Origin of the sequence: Arthrobacter sp. PM3 (genome assembly GCF_003352915.1) — a bacterium.
Lineage (GTDB): Bacteria > Actinomycetota > Actinomycetes > Actinomycetales > Micrococcaceae > Arthrobacter.
In genome coordinates, this window is record NZ_CP022314.1 from 743,285 (window position 1) to 760,640 (window position 17,356).

At 68.6% G+C, this 17,356-nt stretch carries 18 protein-coding genes; 12 read left to right on the top strand and 6 right to left on the bottom strand.

Going from position 1 to position 17,356, the window contains the following annotated elements:
* Nucleotides 1-101 precede the first annotated feature (101 nt).
* Together CFN17_RS03495 and CFN17_RS03500 are read left to right on the top strand one after the other, a co-directional pair.
* Complete coding sequence (locus tag CFN17_RS03495; protein WP_208749987.1) at nucleotides 102-1,439, top strand: FAD-binding oxidoreductase; 1,338 nt, start codon at nucleotides 102-104, stop codon at nucleotides 1,437-1,439.
* Nucleotides 1,440-1,476: 37 nt separating this feature from the next.
* The gene (locus CFN17_RS03500; RefSeq protein ID WP_208749988.1) at nucleotides 1,477-2,346 is read left to right on the top strand and encodes a DUF4031 domain-containing protein; all 870 of its coding nucleotides are present in this window, start codon (nucleotides 1,477-1,479) and stop codon (nucleotides 2,344-2,346) included.
* Nucleotides 2,347-2,353: 7 nt separating this feature from the next.
* On the opposite strand, the gene CFN17_RS03505 is transcribed toward CFN17_RS03500, so the two are convergent.
* From CFN17_RS03505 to CFN17_RS03515, 3 genes are all read right to left on the bottom strand, one after another.
* Nucleotides 2,354-2,827: an SRPBCC domain-containing protein gene (locus CFN17_RS03505; RefSeq protein WP_208749989.1), complete on the bottom strand. Its 474-nt coding sequence runs from the start codon at nucleotides 2,825-2,827 to the stop codon at nucleotides 2,354-2,356.
* A 62-nt stretch (nucleotides 2,828-2,889) separates the two neighbouring features.
* Nucleotides 2,890-3,303 (bottom strand): YccF domain-containing protein, encoded by a 414-nt coding sequence (locus tag CFN17_RS03510; RefSeq protein ID WP_208749990.1) that lies wholly within the window; start codon nucleotides 3,301-3,303, stop codon nucleotides 2,890-2,892.
* 78 nt (nucleotides 3,304-3,381) lie between these two features.
* Nucleotides 3,382-3,933: a YceI family protein gene (locus CFN17_RS03515; protein WP_208749991.1), complete on the bottom strand. Its 552-nt coding sequence runs from the start codon at nucleotides 3,931-3,933 to the stop codon at nucleotides 3,382-3,384.
* 255 nt (nucleotides 3,934-4,188) lie between these two features.
* Here CFN17_RS03515 and CFN17_RS03520 point away from each other — a divergent pair, with 255 nt between their 5' ends.
* A complete protein-coding gene (locus CFN17_RS03520; protein WP_261792340.1) occupies nucleotides 4,189-5,292 on the top strand; it encodes a metallophosphoesterase in 1,104 nt (367 codons plus the stop codon).
* A 101-nt stretch (nucleotides 5,293-5,393) separates the two neighbouring features.
* Here CFN17_RS03520 and CFN17_RS03525 read toward each other — a convergent pair whose 3' ends face one another.
* Nucleotides 5,394-6,119 carry a glycoside hydrolase family 16 protein gene (locus CFN17_RS03525; protein ID WP_261792341.1) on the bottom strand — a complete coding sequence of 242 codons (726 nt, stop codon included), beginning with the start codon at nucleotides 6,117-6,119 and terminating at the stop codon, nucleotides 5,394-5,396.
* A gap of 576 nt (nucleotides 6,120-6,695) precedes the next feature.
* Between CFN17_RS03525 and CFN17_RS03530 the strand changes: the two genes are divergently transcribed.
* From CFN17_RS03530 to CFN17_RS03565, 8 genes are all read left to right on the top strand, one after another.
* Nucleotides 6,696-7,547: a glycosyltransferase family 2 protein gene (locus CFN17_RS03530; protein WP_261792342.1), complete on the top strand. Its 852-nt coding sequence runs from the start codon at nucleotides 6,696-6,698 to the stop codon at nucleotides 7,545-7,547.
* Nucleotide 7,548: 1 nt separating this feature from the next.
* The gene (locus CFN17_RS03535) at nucleotides 7,549-8,547 is read left to right on the top strand and encodes a glycosyltransferase family 2 protein (RefSeq protein ID WP_208749993.1); all 999 of its coding nucleotides are present in this window, start codon (nucleotides 7,549-7,551) and stop codon (nucleotides 8,545-8,547) included.
* A 99-nt stretch (nucleotides 8,548-8,646) separates the two neighbouring features.
* Nucleotides 8,647-9,747, top strand: coding sequence for a hypothetical protein (locus tag CFN17_RS03540; RefSeq protein ID WP_208749994.1), 1,101 nt, complete (start codon nucleotides 8,647-8,649; stop codon nucleotides 9,745-9,747).
* 11 nt (nucleotides 9,748-9,758) lie between these two features.
* The gene (locus CFN17_RS03545) at nucleotides 9,759-11,849 is read left to right on the top strand and encodes a glycosyltransferase (protein WP_208749995.1); all 2,091 of its coding nucleotides are present in this window, start codon (nucleotides 9,759-9,761) and stop codon (nucleotides 11,847-11,849) included.
* Nucleotides 11,850-11,860: 11 nt separating this feature from the next.
* Nucleotides 11,861-13,741: a hypothetical protein gene (locus CFN17_RS03550; RefSeq protein WP_261792343.1), complete on the top strand. Its 1,881-nt coding sequence runs from the start codon at nucleotides 11,861-11,863 to the stop codon at nucleotides 13,739-13,741.
* Entirely contained in the window at nucleotides 13,731-14,114 is a 384-nt protein-coding gene (locus tag CFN17_RS03555; RefSeq protein ID WP_208749996.1) for a hypothetical protein, read from the top strand. Before CFN17_RS03550 ends, CFN17_RS03555 begins: the two co-directional genes overlap by 11 nt.
* Nucleotides 14,111-14,290 (top strand): hypothetical protein, encoded by a 180-nt coding sequence (locus tag CFN17_RS03560; protein WP_208749997.1) that lies wholly within the window; start codon nucleotides 14,111-14,113, stop codon nucleotides 14,288-14,290. Before CFN17_RS03555 ends, CFN17_RS03560 begins: the two co-directional genes overlap by 4 nt.
* A 74-nt stretch (nucleotides 14,291-14,364) precedes the next feature.
* Entirely contained in the window at nucleotides 14,365-15,093 is a 729-nt protein-coding gene (locus CFN17_RS03565) for a hypothetical protein (protein ID WP_261792344.1), read from the top strand.
* Nucleotides 15,094-15,114: 21 nt separating this feature from the next.
* On the opposite strand, the gene CFN17_RS03570 is transcribed toward CFN17_RS03565, so the two are convergent.
* A complete protein-coding gene (locus CFN17_RS03570) occupies nucleotides 15,115-15,741 on the bottom strand; it encodes a phosphoribosylanthranilate isomerase (RefSeq protein WP_208749998.1) in 627 nt (208 codons plus the stop codon).
* Nucleotides 15,742-15,861: 120 nt separating this feature from the next.
* On the opposite strand from CFN17_RS03570, the gene CFN17_RS03575 reads away from it, so the two are divergent.
* Nucleotides 15,862-16,497: a HutD family protein gene (locus tag CFN17_RS03575; RefSeq protein WP_208749999.1), complete on the top strand. Its 636-nt coding sequence runs from the start codon at nucleotides 15,862-15,864 to the stop codon at nucleotides 16,495-16,497.
* 23 nt (nucleotides 16,498-16,520) lie between these two features.
* Here CFN17_RS03575 and CFN17_RS03580 read toward each other — a convergent pair whose 3' ends face one another.
* Entirely contained in the window at nucleotides 16,521-17,348 is an 828-nt protein-coding gene (locus CFN17_RS03580) for an ABC transporter permease (RefSeq protein WP_208750000.1), read from the bottom strand.
* Nucleotides 17,349-17,356: the final 8 nt, after the last annotated feature.

Below are 17,356 nucleotides of genomic sequence, written 5' to 3' on the forward strand. Positions count from 1 at the left end.
CCTGCCCCGGCGGCCGTAAGACATTTGCCATGGCCTGCGGCGGCGCACCACCGTAGGCTTTGGACTGGGGCGGAGCCGCGGTCAGGCGAGGGAGCACTGCCATGAAGTGGGTCAGGCCGGGTCATCCGGAGTACGACGAAACACGAAAAGTCTTCAATACGATGATCGACCGCCATCCGGCCGTCATCGCCCGATGCGCAGGCCCGGCCGACGTCGCCGAGGCCCTGGCCTACGCCCGGTCGCACGGCCTCGACGTGGCCGTCCGCGCGGGAGGCCATTCGGTGGCCGGGATGTCCACCAATGAGGGCGGCCTGGTGGTGGACGTCCGCCCGATGAAATCGATCACCGTGGACCCGGACGGGCAGACCGCCACTGTCGGGGCCGGAGTGACGTGGGGCGAGTTCGACCGTGCCACCCAGGAACACGGCCTGGCCACCACCGGCGGCCGGGCCTCCACCACCGGTGTCGCGGGGTTCACCCTGGGCGGCGGCTCCGGCTGGCTGGAGCGCAGCTACGGATTCGCCTGCGACAACCTGGTTTCCGTCAACCTCGTGACCGCGGACGGGGAGCGCGTCACGGCGAGCGCTGCTGAGAACCCGGAGCTGTTCTGGGCCCTGCACGGCGGAGGCGGCAACTTCGGCGTGGCCACGGAGTTTACGTTCAAACTGCACCGGCTCGGCCCCCAGGTCATGGCCGGGCTCATGCTCTGGCCAGGTGCCGCCGCTGCGGAGATCAGCCGCGGCTACCGGGACATCGCCCTGGCCGCGCCCGACGCCGTCGGCGGCGCACTGGTGTACCTCACCGCCCCGCCGGAGCCGTTTGTCCCCGACGACATGGTGGGCAACCTCGCCGTGGGAATGGCGTTCCTCTACGCCGGGGACCCGGCCGAAGGCGCCGAACACGCCGAGGCGTTCCGCGCGCTCGGCCCGGCCGTGGACCTTGTGGACGAGATGAATTATGCCGATTTCCAGTGCATGATCGATGACCCGCCCAACCTTTATCACTACTGGAGTGCCGACTACCACGATGAGTTGCCGGATGCCGCCCTGGACGTGACAGTGGACGCGGCCCGGCACCTTCCCGAGCCGTATTCCCAGCAGCTTATTGTCCGCTGGGGCGGCGCGGTCGCCGGCCCGGCAGCCGCCGGCACTCCGCTGCAGAACCGCGCCGCCCAGTGGGTTACCCACCCCTATGGAATGGAGGCAACGCCGGCGGCCGCGCAGGACGCCAAGGCGTGGGTGAAGAAGTTCCGGGCGGACATCGCGCCGTACGCCAACGGCGGGGTCTGGCTGAACTTCGTCGGGGACGAGGGCCAGGACCGCGTCCGGGCCGCGTTCGGCGAGGAAAACTATGCCCGGCTGGCGCGGGTGAAGCGCGAGTTCGACCCCGGGAACGTCTTCCACGGCAACCAGAACATCCGTCCCGCCGCCGCGGTGTGACCCCGGAGGCGGACCGGACCGGCGTTAGACTGCCTCCATGGCCGTCTATGTCGATCCGCCGCTCTGGCCTGCCCACGGAACCCGCTTCTCCCACCTCGTGTCGGACACGTCCCTCGAGGAGCTGCACGCTTTCGCCGCCGCCGCCGGCATCCCGGAACGGGCGTTCGACGGCGACCACTATGACGTGGCCGAGGCCCGCTACGGGGACCTCGTCGCGGCCGGGGCCGTCCCCGTGGAAGGCCGGGTCCTGGTGCGCAAGCTGGTTGCGAGCGGCCTGCGCATCCCGGCCCGGCGGCGCGGGAAAGCACTCCGGGTTCCGCTCCTGAACCGCTGGAACGAAGTCCTCCCCGGCCACGATGCGCTCTTCCTTGACCTGCTGGACCGCTGGGGCGAAGACCACCGGAAGTACCACGGCCGCACCCACCTGCTTGCCGTGCTGGAAGCTCTCGACCTGCTGACGGAGCCGGCCCGCCCGGCCCGGACCGTGCTGCTCGCTGCCTGGTTTCACGATGCCGTCTACCGCGGCATCGCCGGCGAGGATGAGGAAGAGTCGGCCAGGCTGGCCGGCGACCGGCTACACCTCGCCGGACTCCCGGCCGGCGAGGTGGACGAGGTGGTGCGCCTGGTGCTGATGACGGCGGACCACCGCCCGGATCCCGGAGACGACGCCGGCGCCCTGCTCAGCGACGCCGATCTCTCCGTGCTCGGCGGGGAACCGGAGGCCTATGCCCGGTACGTGGCCGCCGTCCGGGAAGACTTCGCCCACATCGGCGACGCCGACTTCGCCGCCGGCCGCGCCGCCGTCGTCCGCCAGCTGCTGCAGCTCGATCCGCTCTTCCACACGGAGCGCGGCCGTGCCCTGTGGCTGGACGCCGCCCGGAGGAACCTGCAGGGCGAACTCAGCTGAGCGTTACTCACGCGGCGATGCTGAGGTGGCTCGCCAGCCGGTCGAAGGAATCCCGCCAGCCCTCGCCGTGACGGTCGCGGCTGGCCGCGGACTCGAACGGGCCCTGGGTGAACGTCATCTGGGTGCCCCCGTCGATCTCCTCCAGCCGGATGGTCACCTCGGTCTCAAAGCCGCGGGTGCCGTCCGGCTTGTCCCAGGCGTGCGTGAACACGAACAGGTGCGGCGGCTCGACGTCGGTGTGGACGCCGCTCCACCAGTATTCCTGCCCGGTGCTGTCCTGGACCATGCAGGCGCGGTACAGTCCGCCGACTTCGAGGTCGGCGTCAATGCTCTCCCGCGGCACGTGAAAGCCCCGCGGGCCCCACCAGTCCGGAGCCTGGTCGGGGTCCGTCAGCGCGGACCAGACCACCCCGAGCGGTGCCCTGAACTCGCGGACAATGACCAACATGAGGTCCGTGTCGCCGGACGCCTGTTCGCTCATGAACCTCTCCCTCGGTTTCCTCGCACGTGGCGGCGGCTGTGTCCGCAGGCCGCCCGGCCGCCCTAGCGGCGGCTGTGGCTGTAGGCCGTGACGAAGGGCCTGCTGGACGGGACGATCTGTTTGCCCAGCGGCATCAGCGACACCGGGATGAGCTTGAGGTTGGCGATGGCCAGCGGGATGCCGATGATCGTGATGGCCATGGCGAAAGCCGTGATGACGTGCCCGATCGCCATCCAGATGCCGGCCACCACCAGCCAGATGACATTTCCCAACAGGGTGAAGACGCCGTTGCCGCCCGGCTTGTCCACCACCATGCGCCCGAACGGCCACAACGTGTAGGAAGCGATGCGGAACGAGGCCACTCCCCACGGGATGGTGACGACCAGCAGGCAGCAGACGACGCCGGCGAGGAAGTATCCGAGGGCCAGCCACAGGCCGCCGAAGAGCAGCCAGATGATGTTCAGGAGTGTCTTCATGGATCCATTCTCGCCCGTCGGAGTGACATTCGACCTAGGGGTTGGCCCGGAAAAATCCCTGAGTTTCGGCTACCGCCCTTACGCGTCCGGCTGCTTGACCATGGCGGCTTCAACACTGATCTTGACCTTGTCGCTGACCAGCAGGCCGCCGGCCTCGAGGGCGGCGTTCCAGGTCAGGCCGAATTCCTTGCGGCTGATGTCCGCCTCGGCACTGAACCCGGCCCGGGTGGCGCCGAACGGGTCCACCGCAACGCCGGTGTACTCGACTTCGAGCTCCACGGGTTTGGTGACGCCGCGGATCGTGAGGTCTCCGGTCAGCACGTAGTCGTCCCCGTCACCCCGGATCCCGGTGGCCCGGAATGTCATGTCCGGGTAGGTTTCGACGTCGAAGAAGTCCGCGCCGCGGACGTGGGCGTCACGGTTGGCGTCGCCCGAGTCGAAGCTGGCGGTCTTGATCGTGGCGTGCAGGCTGGCGTCGGCGAGTGAATCGTGCACCCTGGCCTCGGCAGAAGCCTCGTTGAACCGGCCGCGGACCTTGCTGATGCCCGCATGGCGGACGCTGAAGCCGACTTCACTGTGGGACATGTCCAGCGTCCACACTCCGGGGGTCAAACCTTCGGGCAGAGTCACAACGGTCTCCTTCGAGCCGGGGCGGGCCTGTCCCGCCGGGACGGTCGGGGTGTTTCCCCACCCAGCATGCTAACGAGGAAGCCCCGCGCGGGCTAGGTCCCGCCGGCTCTTGACGCCCGGCGCCTGCTCTGGCCATCGCCCCACGGCCGGGTTAGTCTGGCCTGTAAATGCCGGGTAATCACCCAATTTCACGGCAGTACGCAAACCAACAACACTGTTCAAACCATCCTGATCGACCAAGTGATGCGAGGAAACGTGGCCGGGACCCTGGGGAAACGTGGCAAGGCGGGTGCGGGCGCGGCCCTGTTGGGTCTGGTCCTGCTGCTGTCCGCCTGCGTTCCCGGACCGCCGGAGCCCTCGCCGCGCCCGAGCCCCGGCACGACCTCGCCGGGCCCGGCGCCGTCCGGACCGCCGTCGCCGACTGCCGCACCGTCCCCCGGAGAGACCGTGCACTTCACCGCCCAGGGGGACATCGGGATCAGCTCGGGCGCCAGGAAGGTGCTCGACGTCGTGGCCGGACTCCAGCCCCAGTTCAACCTGGCGCTGGGCGACTTCGCGTACAAGGCCGGGTTCGAGCAGGAGTTCTGCGACATGGTCACCGGCCGCCTCGGCGGGGAGTTCCCCTACCAACTGCTGACCGGAAACCACGAGAGCGACGGCCGCGACGGCGACATCGGAAAGTACGTCCAGTGCCTGCCCAACAGGATGCCCGGACTCCAGGGGGAATACGGCACGCAATGGCGCATGGACGTCCCGGAGCAAAATCCCGTCGTCCGCTTCATTCTCGTCTCCCCGGGCATCGACTTCGCCGACGGACAGCCGCTGGACTACTCACGGGACAGCGAACGCTGGCGCTGGACCGTAGACGCGATCGACGACGCCAAATCGCGGAACATCGCGTGGACCGTGGTGGGCATGCACACCCCCTGCCTGAGCGTCGGCAACTACGACTGCCAGGCCGGGCAGGAGTTCACGAACATGCTGATCGAGAAAAAGGTGGATCTGGTCCTGTCCGGCCATGACCACGTCTACCAGCGGACACACCAGCTGGCCACCGGAGCGAACTGCCGGGAACTCGTTCCCGCCAGCTTCACCGCCGGCTGCCTGGCGGACACCGGCTCCTCGATGACCCAGGGTTCCGGCACCGTGTTCGCCACTGTCGGCGTCGGCGGCGTCGGGCTGTACAACGTGAAGACCGACGACCCGGAAATGCGCTACTTTGCCAGCACGTCCGGGAAGAACCAGGATCCGGCCCTCGGGACACTGGATGTCACGGCCACGCCGGAGGAACTGGCCGCCCGGTTCGTTCCCGCCGACGGCTACACCTTTACGGATACGTTCACGCTCCGGCGCGGGTAGGCGGCCCGGTGCGGGACCGCCAGGCGCGGGCCAGGCGAGGGCCAGGCGCGCCGGCTGGAAGCCGGCACCGCTCAAGAAGGGACCGCTCAGGAAGGGACCGCTCAGGCCGGCACCCAGATGCTGATCCAGTCGAGGGAGACGTGGCCCTGGGCCGTGGGCGCCGGGCAGCCGGTCAGGCAGGACTCGGTCTGCAGGATCAAGTGCATGGGGGTGGTGGGCGCCTTGTTGCTGACGCCCAGCGAACGACCGTCAAGGAAGAACTCGACCCGGCCCGGGCTCCATTCCATCGTGGCCACATGCCAGGACGTGACGGACTGGTCGGAATCGAACTTTTCAAACGCGTCCGCGCCGTTCCGGTCATAATGCACGGCACCGTAGATGATCTTGGCCAGGTCCCCTTCCGGGAAGTCGACCTCGCCGTCCCGGGGCCAGACGCCGCTGTCCGGCCACAGAAGCCACGCCGTCTTGAATCCCGGGATCGCGTCGGCCCGGTAGCGCACCGAATACCGGCCGTAGAGCAGGCTGTTGGCCCGCGGCGGGTTGGAGCTGGCGTTGGGGATCTTGGGCGTGGGCGCCGCCCCCATGATGATCCCGTTTTCCGTGTGCAGGTACCAGTCGAGTGTGCCGTTGCGGACGCTGAGAACTTTGGACGGGTAGTAGCCGGTCTTGCCCCCGTTTTTCTGCCCCGCCGTGTCCGGCGTGCCGTCCTTGTAGCCGGCGCTCCACCGTGAGCTGTAGAGCGGGCCGGGAAAACCGCCCACCGGGACGTCACCGGCGGAGAAGTCCTCGACGAAGACCTGCTTCCAGCCGGGAAGATCGCCCGTCATGGACACGTCAGTGGTCCGGACCGGACCCGGCGCCGCACCTGCCCCCGCCGGCGGCGCGGAACCGGCGCCAGGTTCCGCGGCCGCCGGCGGTGCGGAGGCAGCGGGCGCCGGAGCAGCGGGCGCTGCGGCTGGAGGCGTCGCTGCAGGCGTCGCCGGAGGGGTTGCCGGCTGGCTGTTTGGAGAGGCCGAAACCGAGGTGAACAGCGGCCGCTCGGCGACAGGTGCGGTCACGCTGCCGCACCCGGCCAGCGCCAGGACCACGGCCGGGACCGGCAAGAAGCGAAAAAAATGGAGGCGTCGGCTGCGGATCGGCACTCGCCCCCTGTCAACGGGTGTCCGCATCCGGCTAGTCTCGCATGCGGGCAGCGGTCCATCAACCGAATCCGCAGTTTTTTAGTTGAAACTACAAGTTAATCCAAGGTTAATGCAAGGTGCCGTGATCAAACTTTAATCCTGGGGCAAATAACTAAGTTGTCCACAACTGTCGGGCGTGTGCATCGGGTCTGTTTCCGGGTCGAGCTACCGGGAAGCGCTGCAGTTGGGGCGAGCAGAATACTTCTTTGAGTGGTGAGGCCAGTGTCCATCCCTAATCTCAAGCCGACCGCGCGCCCCCAAACGACGCCCCCGCCGGCGAATCCCTCCGTCAGCGTGGTGATACCCACGCTGAACGAGGCAATGAACCTGCCTTGGGTGCTGCGGCGCATGCCCTCATACGTCGATGAGGTGGTTATTGTCGACGGCCGCTCCCTGGACGGCACCGTGGAAGTTGCCCAGGCTTTGCGCCTGGACGTCGTGGTGGTGAAAGAACCCCGCCCCGGCAAGGGAAATGCCGTGCGCGCCGGATTCGCGGCCGCTTCCGGCGACATCATTGTCATGCTCGACGGCGACGGCAGCATGGATCCCCAGGAAATCGGCTGGCTGGTGACTCCCCTGCAGCACGAATACGACTTCGTCAAAGGATCCCGCTATGTGACCGGCGGCGGCTCGGACGATCTGACCTGGTTGCGCAGCGGCGGGAACAAGATGCTCACCGGCCTCGCCAACGCCGTGCTGCACAGCGACTACTCGGACCTTTGCTACGGCTACATCGCCCTGCGCCGCGAATGCGTTGACATCCTGGAGCTGGAGTCGGACGGGTTTGAGATCGAAACGGAACTCATCGTCCGGGCCTCGAGGGCCGGCCTGCGCATTGCCGAGGTTCCCAGCCATGAACTGTCCCGCATTTCCGGCCAGTCAAACCTGCACACGTTCCGGGACGGCTGGCGGGTGCTGCGCACACTGGCGCGCGAGCGCGTGAGCTGGGAGGCCCCCACCGCCGGGGCACGCCCCGAGGCCCTGCGCCGGGTCAAATACAAGTACCCGAACGAGGCGTTCCCGCACGTTCCCACCGATCCCAGCAGCGTGCTGGGCGTACGGGCAGGTGACTGAAATGTCCCTGAATCCGGGCCTGCCGGCCGTATCCGTCGTCATTTGCTCCTATTCCGAAGACCGCTGGGACCTGCTGATGGGGGCCCTGGACTCGGTCCGGACCCAGACCGTCCCGGCCAAGCAGACGATCGTCGTCGTCGACTACAACGTGGACCTCTACAAGCGGCTCATCTTCAGCGTCCCTGACGCGGTGATTGTCGAGAACACCGGCCCCAAGGGCCTCTCCGGCGCCCGGAACACCGGCACCGCCGTCGCGAAGGCCGAGATCGTGGCGTTCCTGGACGACGACGCCGAAGCCGCACCGGACTGGCTCGAACGGCTCGCGGCCCTGTACGACGACCCCGGCGTCCTCGCCGTCGGCGGCCGGGTGGAACCGATCTGGGAAGCCGGACGACCGGGCCACTTCGCCAACGAGCTCGACTGGATCGTCGGCTGCACCTACCGGGGCATGCCCAAGGTTGCCGCCGAGGTCCGCAACGTGATCGGCGCGAACATGTCCTTCCGCGCCGACGTCCTTGACCGTGTCGGCGGCTTCAACACCGCCCTGGGCCGCCAGGACGCCGTGCCGCTGGGCTGCGAAGAAACCGAGCTGTGCATCCGCGCCGTCATCGGCGCCCCGGGATCGCGCGTGGTCTACGAGCCCGCGGCCCTGGTGCACCACCACGTTCCGGCCGGGCGCGGCACCCTGCGGTACATGCTGGCGCGCTCCTGGTCAGAAGGTATTTCCAAGGCCCAGGTCAGCAAGGTGGTCGGCCACAAGCGGGCGCTCGGCCCCGAACGGCGGTATGTCCGGCAGGTCCTGCCCCGTGCGGTGTTTGCCGGCGTCCGCAGCTGGCTCAGCGGTGAGGACCGGGCCGGGCTCGGCCGGGCGGCAGCCATCGTCGCCGTCCTCACCGCCACGGCGGCCGGCTACGTGCGCGGCCGCCGCCTGCCCGTTGCTCCCGCGCCGCTGAAACCGGCCCCGGTGCCGGCCGAAGAGCCCTGGAGGGAAGTCCAGTGACCGGCGCCGGCGAGGCGTCCGTCCCAGAACCCGGCACGGTGCCCACCCTGCACCGGGAACCACCCGACCGCCCGAACCCGACCCCAGAAAGTTTGGATTATGAGCCAGTCTGAACGCGACGTGAAACAGCCGATGAGTGCGTCCGCAGGAGCCTCCTTCGACGTCCATGGGATCGTAGGAATCGATGTGGAGGCCGGGACACCGGGGGAACCGCAACTCCGTGACATGCTCGCCCCGTTCCTGGGGAACTCCAGCGCGCCCCGGCGGATCACCGTCGGCGGGAAGGTCTCGCCGGTGTCCAGCCAGTCACACGCGGAGGACGCCTACCGCTTCACCGGCGAATCCCTCTACATCCCGGCGGACCGGGTCCAGATCCTCGAGACGAAGGACGGGTACCGGATCGAAGGCGCCGGCGAGCTGCTGACCTCCGTCATCCCCCTGCTGGACCGCCTCTGCGTGCAGGAGGAAACCGCGATGATCCACGCCGCCGTGGTGGACTTCCGCGGCTCCGGGGTACTCCTGCCGGCCTGGGGCGGGGTCGGTAAGACCAGCACCGTGGCGAAACTGGTGGCCATGCCCGACGTAAGGTTCATGGCCGACGACTGGGCCTTCATGGGTTCCGGCGGCATGCTCATGGGCTACGCCAAACCGATGTTCATCAAACCCCATCATCGCGCCATCTACCCGGACATGTTCCGGGGGACGCGCAAACCCCTGGCCCCCGGCTGGCTGACAACCCCTGTCGCCCACCTGGCCACGGCGGTCCATCCGGTCATAGTCCGGTATCCAAAAACGGCCGCCTTCACCCGCCGCTGGTCCCCCGAGCACCGGATGGTGCAGCCGGAACATGTCTTCGGCGCGCAGCGGATCTCCTCCGCGGCGCCAACGCAGCTGGCCATCTTCCTCGAGCGCTTCGACGGTGCCGACGCACGGCTGGAGGCACGCAGCGCGGAGTGGATGACATCGCGGATCGTCGGCAACTTCCATTCGGAACTGCCCATGGTGTCGCGGCGGCTCGTCGAGGCCCTCGGCGCCACCAGCCTCGTTCCCCTCGAGGCCCACTTCGGCCAGAAGGCCGCCGTGGTGCGCCGCGCCTTGGAAGACGTCCCCTGCTGGCTGCTCCGGCTGCCCGCCGCCTGGTCCGCGGACCAGGCATCCGACTTCATCGCAAACCTGGTCCGCTCAAAACTGGATGAGTGAGGCGGTTCCACGTGAGCGATCTGAAGGTGTCGGTTGTGGTTCCGGCGCGCAATGCCGCAGCCTGGCTGGGCGAGTGCCTGGAATCAATCCGCAGCCAACACCCGCACGAAATGATCGTTGTCGACGGCTGCTCGACGGATGACACGGCCGCGATCGCGCGCGCGTGCGGCGCCACCGTCATATCCGACGAGGGCGCCGGCCTGCCGGCGGCACGGATGCTCGGCGCCCGGACCGCGACCGGCGACGTCGTCGCCCTGATCGACGCCGACGTCGTCCTGCCGCCGGACAGCCTGCGCCGGCTGCTGGCCGAGTTCGAGGCCGGCGGCTACGACGGTCTGCAGTTCGGCCTGGCCAGCGAAGCCGACGGTCCCGGGTATTGGGGGGCGGCGCTGGCCTGGCACCACAACCACAGCCGCGTGCGCGGCTGGTTCGGCGTCAGCGCCACCCTGATGCGCCGCGACGTGCTCCTCGCGGTCGGGTTCGACGACGACTTCCGCTCCGGCGAGGACGTGGAGCTGCGGATCCGCCTGGAGCAGGCAGGCTACCGGCTCGGGGTGTCCGACTCGGTCGTGGTCAGGCACCGGTTCGGCGACACGTTTGACTTCGCCCGCGACCAGTGGCTCCAGGACGGGGCCGGGATGGCCCGGACCGTCCGCAAGCACCGGCGTCATGGCTGGATGGTGTTGGTGCCGCTGCTGGCCACCGTGCGCGGGGCGGGCATGTCCTTGTTCCGGGCTCCCCGCTTCCTGCCGTACTGGGTGTGTTTCTTCCTCTACAACTACGGCGCCATGTTCGGCGAGATCCTGCGCCCGGCCAATAAACCCATCTCGGTCGGCGGAAATGCGGCCTGGCTGGCGGCCGCGAGGATCGCGCCCATGGTGACGGGGTTCCTGTTCTGGGCGCTCGCGGCCCTCGTGCTCCCGCCCGCGCAACTGGGCCTGGGCTCGGCGGTAGTGTCCGCCGCCCTCCTTACAGTGCAGCTGGGGATGTTCGGCGTCGGCCCCGCCACGCTGACCCTCCTGCCCTCGGAATCCGACGGCGGCAGGCGCCTCATCGCGACAAGCCTGCTGACCGTCGCCACGTTCTCCCTCCTCGGCGCCGGCCTGCTGGTCGCCATCACACGCTGGATCGGCACGGGCGTCGGCGAGGCCTGGGACGATCCCCTGGTCACGATCCTGTTCGTCGCCACTGCGCTCCTGGCCGCGAGCGCCTACCAACTGGACCACGTGGGTGTCGCCCAGGAACGCGCGGACCGGACCCTGGTCCGGAGCCTCGCGCAAAGCTTCGTGCAGCTGGCCTTCCTGGCCGCCGCGTTCGCGGTCGGCTTCCGTGACCTGGCCGTGGTGGTGGCCGCCGTTGCCGCCGGCGCTCTGGCCAGCGTCCTCGTGGGCCTGCGCCAGCTGGGACGGGCAAAGGTTTCCCCGGACTGGCGGCACGGTCTCCGGCCGCGTCCGGCGCTGAAGCTCCTGAAGCCGGGCCTGCCCAACCACGCCCTCATGCTCGCCGACCGCGCCCCCGGCTACCTGCTCCCGCTCATTGTCGCGTCCACCTTGGGCCCGTCCTCGACGGCCGCCTGGTACATGGTGTGGATGATGGCCTCGGCGGTGTTCTTCGTGCCGCAGTCGGCCGGCTTCACCCTGCAGACGGCCCTCGCCGGGACACGGGCCAGGCCCGGCCTGGTCAGCTCCGCGCTCCGCGCCAGCCTCCTGCTGACTCTCGCCGCAGGCCTCCTCCTGATACTTGCCGGCCCGTTCCTCCTGGGGTTCCTCGGTCCGCAGTATGCGTCCGCCTGGGTCCTGCTGCCGGTCCTCGTTCCGGCCTTGCTGCTGAGCTGCGTGACCCAGGTCTACTACGGGCTGTGCCGGGCCCAAGGGCGGCTTCTCGAAGCCATCGTCGTCGCCACGTTGGCCGCGATCCTGGTCGTGGCACCCGCCGCGGCCGTGGCCCAGCAATCCGGCCTCACCGGCGTCTCCGTGCTCTGGGCAGTGGCCCAGGCGGCGGCTGCGCTCATCGCCGCCCGGCGTCTGGTCCTCCTGACCCGGGCGAAACACGCCGCCACCACAGGCGAGCGTCCTTCAGCGGCACGCCACCAGCCGACCTGAATCGAGAAATCATGACACATAGAACGGCTGGGAGCCCCCCGGCGCACGCCGCCAACCGGCACGACCCCCGGGTGCGCGACGGCGCCGCCAAACCGCCCACCCACCGCAACCTTGGACTGACCCCCACGTGGCATGTCGGCGCCCTCGCCGCGGCCGCCGCAGTGGCCCTCGTCCTCGGCGTCTGGAGCATGACGCAGGTCGATCCCACGCGGATCGGCGGGTCCGGACTCATTGATGTCCTCCCGCCGGCCTACTTCGTCGCCCTCGCTCTCAGCCTGACCGGGTTTGTGGCCTCGCTGAGCCTCCGCCGCCTCGTTCCGGCCCTCCTGACGTGGCAAATCATGGTCACGGTGGTCGTGCTGCACGGCGCCGACGCCGTCATCCATGGCCTGCCGCGGCTTGAGGCCAGCTACCGGCATCTGGGCATCGCCGACACCATCGCCCAGTCAGGGCAGCTGAATCCGAACCTGGACGCCTACTTCAACTGGCCAGGATTCTTCAATCTGCTCGCCATGCTGTCCGGCGCAACCGGGACCAAGGACCTCATGGGCATCGCCACGTGGGCGCCGGTCGGAATCAACATCCTCCTGCTGGCACCCCTGCTGGCCCTGGCCCGGCGCCTGACCGCCAATCCGCGCCAGGCGTGGGCGGCCGTCTGGATCTTCTACCTGGCCAGCTGGATCGGGCAGGACTATCTGTCGCCGCAGGGCTATTCGTTCCTCCTCCTCGTCACGCTGGTGGCCTGCCTGCTGTGCGTCTTTGGCGGATGGGCCTGGCCCCCGGACCGCACCCGGTCCTCCCGGTGGCTGACCCGGAATGTCACCAGGCTGGACGGCGCTGTTCCCCGGCAGGGCATCATCGAGCCGTCACCGAGGGACGCGGCGGTGCTCGTGGTGGTCTGCGGGCTGCTGCTGCTGGCCATGACGACTTCACATCAGCTCACCCCGTTTGCCGCGATCCCCATCCTGGCGGCGCTGCTGCTGACCGGCCGCCTGCGGCTGCGCTTCCTGCCGGTACTTGCCGTTGTCCTGCCTGTCGGCTGGCTGTTCTTTGCGGCATCGACTTTCCTTGAAGGACACTTCGGCCAGCTGTTCAGCGCCCTCGGTGACATCGGCGCGAACAGCTTCGGCGCCCTGAGCACCCGGGTCTCCGGCAGCGACGCCCACGTGTTCGTCGTCTACACGCGCATGGCCGAGGTCGCGCTGGTCTGGATTCTCGCGGCCATCGGCGCTTTCATGGGCTACCGGCGGAAAGCGCCGTGGCTGGCCGCCGCGGCCGGGGCCCTTGCCCCGCTGGTCCTCATTCCGCTCCAGCCATACGGCGGTGAACTGCTCCTGCGGCTGTATCTGTTCAGCCTGCCGTTCGCCGTCTGCCTGGCGGTGCTGCCGCTGATGTCTGACCGGTCGGCCGGGCTGAGCCTCCGGCGCGCCGTCGGGCTGCTGCTGATGGGCGCCGTCCTGGCCACGACCACGATCGTTTCGCGCTACGGAAACGACAGCATGGAGAGCTTCAATGACGACGAGATCGCTGTCGTGAACCACCTCTATGCCACCGCGCCCACCGGTGCCGTCCTCATCGAGGCGGTCCGCAACACCCCGTGGAGATTCCAGCACTACGCGGAGTACGACTACCGGGCGCTCGTGCCTGCCGAGCCCATTCCCGACGCCCCGCCGCTCAGCTGCGACGCCGCCAACCAGATCGCCCGCAAGGCGGGCGCGTACCTGATCATTACCGAAAGCCAGCAGGCGGCGGCCGAACTCCGCGGCTCAACCCCTACCGGCGACCTTCAACGTTTTATCGCCACATGCGCCACCAGTCCGGGCTGGACGAAGGTATATGAGAACGCCGGCGGCGTGATTTTTCACATCGAAGGAGTTAGCAATGCCAAGTGAACGCAGCTACGTGACTTACACGACGGCGGCCGTCGCCGTCGCCGCCATCCCGCTTTCGTTCGTCGGGCCCGAGGGCCTGCGCCTGGCGGTGATCGGCCTGCTGATGCTGGCCGGGCCCGGGACAGCGCTGGTCCTGCTCCTGCGTCTGGACCCGCCGCGTTCGGCGCAGGCCACCGGCGCACTCCCCCTCAGCATCGCCATCGCCATCGCCACCAGCCTCGCTATGTCCACCCTCGTGGCGACAGCCATGATCTATGCGCGGCTCTGGTCACCGCCGGCAGGCGTCTGCATCCTCGCGCTCGTCACCCTCGCCTTCCTGGGCCTTGAGCTCAGGAGGCCGCGGCGCGCCGTGTCACAGGTGCGTGCGAAATGATCGTCTTCCTGACCGGGCTGGCCACGGTCTCGGCCCTCGTGACCTGCGATGTGCTGCGCGTCCTGAAGCCGGACAAGGCCCTCCCCCGGCCCGTACTGATCATCACCGCAGCCCTGCTGGCGATCGTCGCAGTCTCCGCGGTGGTGCGCCTGGTGCAGCTGACACAGCTGGCGTGAACTCGCCCAGCCGTGCCGGCGCCATGGCGCCGGCACACCTGAACAAATCCACCCCAGCACGGAAAGTACTGTCCATGAGAAAACTCAAAGCCCTCAGCATGGCGGGAACGCTCGGATTGCTCGTAGCCGGTTCCCTTGTTTTTGGCTCCGCCCAGGCCGCTACCGCTGCAACCTGCAGCCCCGCGCCGACCAACTCCTATCCCGGAACGGTCGTGCTGGCCACAGGATTCGAGGCGGGCGGCTGGTGCGGCCTGATTCCCCAGGTAGGGGGCACGGGCACGGCCACTATTTCCAGCTCCACGAAACACGCCGGCTCGAAATCGGCCAAGCTCCACGTCACCACGGACTCCGGCTCGCTCGCCAACCTTTCTTCCCCGGCCTTTGCCTCGGGAACCAAGACCTCGTACGCGGACGGCTGGTTCAACATCACCGTTGCCGGTGTTTCGGGCAATGACGTCCCATACTTCCGGTTCTTTTCCGGCTCCACCCGGGTTGCCGACATTTACCGGTACAACAGCAACGGGCAGCTGTGGCTCCGGGTGACGTCGCCCAGCGGCTCCTTCGTGTACACCAAGCTGGTCTCCTCAAGCATTTCCCTGAGCGCCTGGCACCACGTGAGCATGCGGGTGACGGCCAACGGCAGCTCAACCACCATCCAGGTATGGTTCGACGGCGTCCAGCGGTACAGCAGTTCCAGCGTCAGCATGCTCGGCAGCAGCCTGAGCAAGGTTCAGCTGGGGGCCGAGCATTACCGGCAAAAGGGCGACGAATACATCGACGACGTCATCATCAAGCGCTCCTAGGCAAGCGAACGGCGGGCAGCCTCACTCCGACGACTTGGCTGCCCGCACGAAATCCCCGATTTTGGCCAGGTCCTTGACGCCGCGCGCCGACTCGACCCCCGAGGAGACGTCGACGCCCCACGCACCGGCTTCCGCGGCCGCGCGGGCCACATTGGCCGGGTCGAGGCCGCCGGCCAGGAGCCACTTCCGTCCAGTGAGGGATCCAGCCAAGGATCCGGACACGGATTTGGCCCGGACGGAGCCGTAGTCCCAGGCTTCGCCGGAGCCGGGGACAGCGGCATCGATCAGGAGCAGCTCCTCGCCCCAGTCCTCGAAGGCTTCCGGGGAGGCTGCCATGGTGACGGCCCGGATGAGCTTCATCCCGGCGTCGTGCACTGTCCGGACGTCCGCCGCCGAACGGTCGCCGTGGAGCTGGACCCAGTCCAGGCCCGCCTCGCGGGCCACGGCGACGGCGTCGGCCGCGGATTCGTGCCGGAACACCCCCACGGCCGGCAGTCCGGCCGGGACATCGGCGAGCAGAATCCTGACCTGTTCCGGCGTGACCTGGCGCGGGCTGCGGGTCAGGACGAAGCCGACCGCGTCCGCGCCCGCCCGGGCCGCGGTGCGCACTGATTCCGGGGTGCTCAGGCCGCAGACTTTGACGAACATTCGGGCTCCTTTTGAACGCTTCCTGCCTTGACGTTAGCAAGACCGGGCATCCGCCGCCGACTTCACGACGGCTCCGGTTCGATCGTCCGGCACGGTGGTCCGGCCCGATAGGCTGAGGCGATGCAGATCATCCGCTATGCCGAGCTCAATGCAACCCCCTGGCGCAACGGCGGCGGGGTGACCCGCGAACTGGCACGGCACCCCCGGGCCGCGTCGGGGCAAAACGGCGCGGACAGCACCCCGTCGGACTGGCGCATCAGCATTGCCGAGGTCGCCTCGGCCGGGCCCTTCTCCGCCTTCACCGGCATGGACCGCGTGCTGACCGTCATTGACGGCGAGTTGCTGCTCCTGAGCGTGGACGGAGCCGAGCACCCGCTGGAGAAGTACCGCCCATTCCGGTTCTCCGGCGACGCGGACTCCGCGGGCGCACTTCCCACGGGCGACATCATGGACCTGAACGTCATTACCCGCAACGGCGCCTATAGGGGTTACACGTCCATCGTCGAACTCTCGAAGAAGCGCGCCTATCCGCTGTTCGCGGGCCAGTTCGGCATCCTGCTGCAGGGCCAGGCCAGCGTCAGTCCCGCCCCGGCAGCCCCCGTGGAACCGCCGGCCGCCGGCGCATCCGCGCCCGAGCGGATCGAGCTGAGCCGTTACGACGCCGTCGTCGGTGCGGATGCGCAGACGCCGGAAGTCCTCGGCCGCGGCTTCCTGGCGGTCGTCTCCATCGACGCGGTAGAGGCGGCGGCGCGGTAGCGTCCACCGGCGCCCGGCAACGATTAGCCCTTCTCGGCCTTCACCCGCGCCCCGCCGACACCGACCGACTCCCCGGAGAGCCGCTGCGCGAGCCAGATGGGCACGATCGAGACCACGATCAGCACGACGGCGACGACGTTGACCACGGGCGCCTGGTTCGGGCGGAACAGGTTCTGCAGGATCCAGATCGGCAGCGTGGTCTCCCCCGCCCCGATGGTGAACGTGGTGACGATGATCTCGTCGAAGCTCAGCGCGAAGGCCAGCAGCCCGCCGGCCAGCAGCGCAGAACGCAGTTGCGGGAAGGTCACCAGGTTGAACGTGGTGAAGACGCCGGCGCCGAGGTCGGCGGACGCTTCCTCCAGCCCGGGGCTCATGCGCCGGAGCCGGGCAATGACGTTGTTGAACACCGTCACCATGCAGAAGGTGGCGTGCGCGATCACGACCGTCCAAAGGCTCAGCGGGACGCCGAGGATGGTGGTGAACATGTTGTTCAGGGCGATGCCGGTGACGACGCCGGGCAGCGCGATCGGCAGGATCACCAGGAGGTTGATGACGTCCCGGCCAAAAAACGCGTACCGCTGCAGTGACAGCGCCAGCAGCGTCCCCAGCACCAGCGAGACGACGGTTGCGACCACGGCCACCCACAGGGAGGACACGACGGCCTCGCGGACGCCCGGGGAGTCGAAGGCCTTGCCCCACCACTCCAGGGTGAAGCCTTTGGGCGGCCAGCCGAATGTCCGGTCCGCATTGAACGAGTTCACCACCACCAGCAGCAGCGGCGTGTAGATGAACAGGAACACGAGCGCGGTGATGACGCCCAGGACCACTTTGGCGCTGCGGGAAAGTCTCATGGTGCTCC

Bases quoted from the DNA above. Each gene is read 5' to 3' on its own strand.
- CFN17_RS03560 (WP_208749997.1), top strand. From the start codon at position 14,111: ATGATCGTCTTCCTGACCGGGCTGGCCACGGTCTCGGCCCTCGTGACC.
- CFN17_RS03565 (WP_261792344.1), top strand. From the start codon at position 14,365: ATGAGAAAACTCAAAGCCCTCAGCATGGCGGGAACGCTCGGATTGCTC.
- CFN17_RS03525 (WP_261792341.1), bottom strand. From the start codon at position 6,119: ATGACGGGCGATCTTCCCGGCTGGAAGCAGGTCTTCGTCGAGGACTTC.
- CFN17_RS03505 (WP_208749989.1), bottom strand. From the start codon at position 2,827: ATGAGCGAACAGGCGTCCGGCGACACGGACCTCATGTTGGTCATTGTC.
- CFN17_RS03555 (WP_208749996.1), top strand. From the start codon at position 13,731: ATGCCAAGTGAACGCAGCTACGTGACTTACACGACGGCGGCCGTCGCC.
- CFN17_RS03510 (WP_208749990.1), bottom strand. From the start codon at position 3,303: ATGAAGACACTCCTGAACATCATCTGGCTGCTCTTCGGCGGCCTGTGG.
- CFN17_RS03575 (WP_208749999.1), top strand. From the start codon at position 15,862: ATGCAGATCATCCGCTATGCCGAGCTCAATGCAACCCCCTGGCGCAAC.
- CFN17_RS03550 (WP_261792343.1), top strand. From the start codon at position 11,861: ATGACACATAGAACGGCTGGGAGCCCCCCGGCGCACGCCGCCAACCGG.
- CFN17_RS03570 (WP_208749998.1), bottom strand. From the start codon at position 15,741: ATGTTCGTCAAAGTCTGCGGCCTGAGCACCCCGGAATCAGTGCGCACC.
- CFN17_RS03500 (WP_208749988.1), top strand. From the start codon at position 1,477: ATGGCCGTCTATGTCGATCCGCCGCTCTGGCCTGCCCACGGAACCCGC.
- CFN17_RS03535 (WP_208749993.1), top strand. From the start codon at position 7,549: ATGTCCCTGAATCCGGGCCTGCCGGCCGTATCCGTCGTCATTTGCTCC.
- CFN17_RS03580 (WP_208750000.1), bottom strand. From the start codon at position 17,348: ATGAGACTTTCCCGCAGCGCCAAAGTGGTCCTGGGCGTCATCACCGCG.
- CFN17_RS03495 (WP_208749987.1), top strand. From the start codon at position 102: ATGAAGTGGGTCAGGCCGGGTCATCCGGAGTACGACGAAACACGAAAA.
- CFN17_RS03540 (WP_208749994.1), top strand. From the start codon at position 8,647: ATGAGCCAGTCTGAACGCGACGTGAAACAGCCGATGAGTGCGTCCGCA.